We start from the raw sequence: 5,256 nt of genomic DNA, 5'->3' as shown, positions 1-5,256 counted from the left end.
GTGAGGTAGAGGCTCGAGCCGCTGCCAAAGGCGCCGCTGCGGGTTTCCCGTTCTTCGAAATTGTAGAGGGCGGCCTCCAGCAGGCTGTGCTCGGGGCTGGCATCGTAGATGGGCTTCCAGAGGAAACTGTCGCGATGCCAGCGCTTGTCGATAGTGGCCAGTTGCATGTCGCGCAGTTCGGGATGGTCGGCCTTGAGTTCCTGCTCCAGGATGGGTTCGGCAAAGCTGTCCAGGCTCTTGAGCGGGTCGAGGATGATGCGGGCCGCGGTGGCGGACCGGTGGCAAGTGATCAGCGCCTCGCGCAGCCGGGCGCGTTGCTCGGTGCTGACGGAGGTCAGCCAGCCCGGCAGGCGGCGCCTGATGAAGCGGGCGTGGGGCAGCGGTGGATCTTGGGGCTTCTGGGTCATTTCAGGCCACCTCCTGCCGCTGTTCCCGCAGGCACTGCCCGGTCAGCCGTTCCAGTTCGTCCTCGTACTCTCGGGCAATGGCGGTGTAGACGGCCTGGTACTCGGCATCGGTCATGCTGCGGGCGAACACTTGCGTGGGCGAGCGGCCCAGCAGGCGGGCCGAGGCCTGCATCGCCGACTTCAGCCGGGCCTTTTCGGCCTCCGGCAGGTTGCCATCGGCGAACCAGCGCTGCTGTGCGCTGTAGAGGTCTTCCAGGGCACTGCCCTTGTTGGCGCGCAGGGCCTTCTTCTCGTCCAGTTCCTGCAGGTACTGCACTTCCAGGTAGTCTTTCCAGAATGGCTGGCGCAGGGCCTCCCTGATTCTGTCCATGGGTTGTTTTTCCTGCTCCACGATGGCCGCGTACGCCGCGTCCAGTTGCGTGGGCTCGACGTGGGCGATGGAGCGGAACTGCATTTTCGACGCCTGCCAGGGCAGGTTCAGGCGTTCGGCCAGGCCGATGCGGTAGGCCAGGTAGACCTCCGCCTCATCGGGGGTGAGGCCCTCGGCCACGCGGCGATCGATCTCGGCCCGGGCCTGGCGGTTGACCCGCTCCAGGCGCGACTTGCCCCGCGCCAGTTCCAGCAGGCTGGCCTCGATCCGTTGCGGGCTCGGCTGGGCATAGGCCTCATGCTCCAGTACATCCAGGCCCATGTCGCTGAACACCACGGTGATTCCATCGGCACAGGCATCGGCCTGCGGTGCGTTGGCCCGCAGCAGCAGCTTCTCGCGCAGGGCGGTGTCCCTGACCGCGGCGCGGACCATGCGCCGCACCTTGTCGAGCAGGCGCGGGCGGATGAGGGTATCGCCGTAGTCGGCGGAGGTCCTGAGGTCGTCGATCACCCGGAAGAACGCTTCGGACTCCTGCGGCAGTCCTTCGCCGGCCAACTGCATCCAGTCGTTGCGAAAATCCTCCTGTTGCCGGGGATCGAGGTCCTGCAACCAGGCGGTCTCGTCCCGCGAGACCGGATCGCGTGGCGAGTGCGGGCTGTGGGCGGGTTCGTCGTCGCTGGAGAGGTCTTCTTCCTGCAGGTCGTACGGCAGCGCCAGGTTCAGGTCGATATCGGTCTCATCGTAGTAGTCGGCCACTTCGTCGAGGTTTTCGATGGGGTTGTTCATCAGGTTGATGGCCCGGGCGATCCGCTGGCCCTCCTGGCTGGTGTTGAGCAGCCTGGCGGGAACCCGGGCCAGGCGGTTCGCGCGCAGGTCCAGCAGGACCAGCCCGCGTAGTCGTTCGAATCCGCTCGGCCAACTGTCGAGTTCGCAGTGGTTCAGGTAGATGTAGACCAGTTGGCTCATGGAACTGAAATCCGGTGCGTGCCCCAGCGTCGGGTTGCGGCTCAGGTCCAGCCTTCTGAGCCGGGTGAGGGTGGACAGCCGGGCGGCATTCTCCGGGGTGAGGACGATGCGGTTGTTGCTCAGGTCCAGGTGCCGCAATTGCGCCATCGATTCGAGGGTCGAGGGGATGTCGCTGAGCACTCCGCCACGCAGGGACAGTTGCCGGACCTGGGGGAAGCGACCGAGAAACGCGTCCAGGTTGCCCGGCACACTCGACGGGCCATGGAACAGCGTCAACTCGCTGACGTGGCTGAAGTCCGCCGAGAGTATGGGCAGGGGCATCATGTCGCGCGCGGCAAACAGGCTGAAGTGGTAGCCGCCCAGTGACGAGGTGTAGGCCGGGGCCCGCTGCCAGCAGCGCCTGATGCTGTCGGCCACCTGGCTGCGCACCCGTTCGTTCTCGGTCGAGCCCGGCGCGGCGCCGACCCAGGCATCCAGCTCGCCGGACAAGGTGTCGTACTCGGCCTGCAACTGTTCGAGGCGCCGGACGGCGGCGCCTTCGTTCAGGCCGCGCAACCCTAAAAACGCCTGCACGGTCTGCCAGACGTTGTCCGGGAACAGCCGCTCGGCCAACTCGATGAAGGCTTGTGAACGCGAACTCGGCGACCCTGCTCCCACGCCCCGGCCACTGAGGGGGAAACCGACCCGGCCATCGGCCAGGCGCATCGGCGGCCGGTAGCCGGGGCGGATGGCGGGCAGGCCGAGCAGCGCTTCCAGTTCCCGGCGCGGCGGCAGCGGCTGTTGCAGCAGGTGCCGCCTGAGCCCTTCGGCCTCGTGGGTACCGGGAAAACCGAGGGCCTGGCGCTCGGCATCGGGCAGGGCGTGCAGGACGCTGGCATACAGGTCGTCGGCGGCGTGCAGGTCCTGGCCGCTCGCGTCGTAGGTGTCGTAGCGGCCACTGTTGCGCACCAGCACCTTGCGGATGCTGGCCGAAGCGTCGCCGAGGCTGTCGAGCAGGGCGCCGGCGAAGGTGCGCTCGCGTATTTCCAGGTGGACCTGCGCGGGCCAGCCCGGCAGCTTGCGCAGCAGGCGCAGGATCAGGCGGTCGCTGTCGGGGTTGTGCACGGAGGGCATGTACAGGCCCTCGATGGCACGCGTCAGGCGTTGCGCGCGCAGGTAGTGGCGGGCCTCCTCGGCCAGGCGCAGCGGCAGGCGCCGGGAGGCGAGCAGTTGCCGGATTTCGAGCGGCTGGGCGTGGTTGGCCAGCTCTTCGGCGATCGCCGTCGACAGGCCGGGAAAATCGCGCTGGATCAGGGCCGCGGCGGGCAGTGTCGACTGGGTCCGATAGCGGTAGTGCGAATCGAACAGGGCCTGCCGGCGCTCGATCGCCTGGGCCGCGAGCTTGCGCCGCAGGTTGGCGGTGCGGGTCTGGAGGCTGAACGGGCCGGCGCCGAATTCCTCGTCCAGCAGGCTGCGGATTTCGCTTTCGTCGAGGCCTTCCAGTACCTTGCCCAGCAGGCGGTTGGCGTCCAGGCCGGGCCATTGCAGATCGATGCGGCTGACCTGGGCGGGTTGGCCCACCGGGTATTCCTGTATGTGCGCCCGCTTGCGGTCGAGCAGGCGCAGAACCCGGTCTGGCGGCCAGACCGGTTCGCTGGTGAGCAGTTGCAGTTCCATGTGCAACTCGTCCAGCGAGCCGTCGCCCGCGCCGCCGCTGCGCAGGCGACGGATCAGGTTCGCCAGGTCCTGGTCGAGCCTGAAGCGGACCAGGCTGTCCTGCAACAGCGCCGGCGGCGCCTGCAGGTCCATGTGCATCCGCCGCAGGAGGCTGTCGTCGATGCCGCTGGCCTGCAGCACCCGTTCGGCGGAGCCGGGGTCCAGGCTGGCGGCGTCCGGGCCGAGCCGGGAGAACAGCTGGGGGCGTTGCCATTGCCAGGGGCGTTCGAACTCCAGTTGCCAGGCGCCCTTGCCGTTATGCCGCAGCAGCGGGGCATAGGCGTCGGGATTTTCGGGATGCCGCAGGTGGAAGCGATTGACGCCGTTGTCGGTGCCGAGCCGGTAGTGGTGGCCCTCCAGGCCCAGGTAGGCCGCCCCCTGCTGGTGGGTGAGGCCGGCGGCATCGGGCCGGTTCCCCGGGAGGTCGGGCAGGTCGTGCCGGTAGGGGCCCAGGTCGGGTTTCCACAGGGCCCGCTTGCCCGGCGCCGGTTCGATCGGGTGCAGCCCGCCGATGAAGTCCGCGCCCTCGAAATCGGCGTGCAGGGCGGTGCCCAGCCCGAGCAGTTCGAGGTTCAGCACCACGCCGAGGAAGCCGAGCACGGCCTGTTCCCGCTGATGGTGCTGCCATTGCTCGATGCCGTTGAAGATCTGCATGATCAGTTGCCCGCCGGCCACCGCCAGCATGGCCTCGCCCAACCCCGGTACCAGGAACAGCAGGTTCTCGGTCCAGCCCAGCAGTGAGGCGAGGCGCGCGTTGCGAGTCTTTCTGTCCTCGTCGTCGGTGGGCACGGCGGTGATCCGGGCGTCGTCGAGCCGCTTCACGGTCTGCAGGACGCAGAACTCGTCGAGGGGCGCGTCGCCCAGGGAGTAGGCTCGCAGGTGCAGGTCGGCATCCGCCGCCGGTTTGCGCTGGCCGCTGGCACGGTCCGGCGGGCTCAGGCGTTCGGCCAGGGCCTGGAAGAACACCGGCTGGCTGCGTACGTGCACGTAGCGCTTGAAGAAGGCCTGGTACCGCGTGCGGCGCAGCCGCTCCCGGAGGGCGTCGTGCACGGCCTGGCGCGAGGCGTACTGGCGCACGGCTTCTTGCGGGTCGTCGGCGAGGTAGAGCACGCAGGGGCTGGCCGCGCTGCCCGCCGGAGCCTGGCCTTCGATCAGCAGCACGCCCTTGAGCAGGGCGCCATGGCCACTGCCGGGGTTGGCGAAGTCGAGCAGGGTCAGGTAGCTGCAGGTGACCGGCTGGCCGTGCCAGGTGGCGCTGCGCGCCGGATCGAGCAGGCTCTGCAGCATCTGGTGGGCGGCCGGGTCCAGGTGCCCCTGCAACAGGGCGATCTCGGCCTGCAGCGCCAGTTCGTCGCGCTGCTGCTGTTCGAAGAGCTGGCGATAGCGGCCGGGTTGCCCCGTCTCGCTGGACAGCAGGTAGCCTTCGATGTGCTGCTTGTACTGGCCGCCGAGGTCGAGCTGGCGCGCCAGGCTGGCGAAGTCCCGCGGGGTGATCGCATGCCTGAGGGGCAGGGTGGTCTTGCGCAGGATGGCCGAACCGCGGTCGAACCCGAATGGCCCGGTTTCGCCGCGCTCGAAATTCTGCAGGGCCGCTTGCAGCAGGCTCTGGACGACGATGTTTTCCTGCCGGGGGCTGCCGAGGGTGGCGGCGGCCAGGATGTGTACGTGCCTGAGCCGGTCCTGGTGCACGTCCAGCCCGGGGCCGTAGTGGTCCCGCAGGGCCTGGGCGAGCCGCGGGGCGGCAAACTCGCTGACGCTCTTGAAGCCGTCGAGGTGTCGTGCCAGTGCGGTCCTGGAGGCCTGGCCGCGCTTGAGGCA

Annotated in this window: 2 protein-coding genes; both read right to left on the bottom strand. The window is 68.7% G+C overall.

From position 1 onward, the window contains the following. On the bottom strand, nucleotides 1-407 hold a 407-nt coding region (locus K675_RS0129405; RefSeq protein WP_026145640.1), incomplete at its 3' end, for a dermonecrotic toxin domain-containing protein. Between the two features lies 1 nt (nucleotide 408). Further along, the coding region (locus tag K675_RS0129400) for a dermonecrotic toxin domain-containing protein (protein WP_017907035.1) at nucleotides 409-5,256 on the bottom strand (4,848 nt) is incomplete at its 5' end.

This window comes from Pseudomonas fuscovaginae SE-1, assembly GCF_000364705.1.
Taxonomy (GTDB): domain Bacteria; phylum Pseudomonadota; class Gammaproteobacteria; order Pseudomonadales; family Pseudomonadaceae; genus Aquipseudomonas; species Aquipseudomonas fuscovaginae_A.
This window is presented reverse-complemented; position numbering and strand designations above follow the sequence as displayed.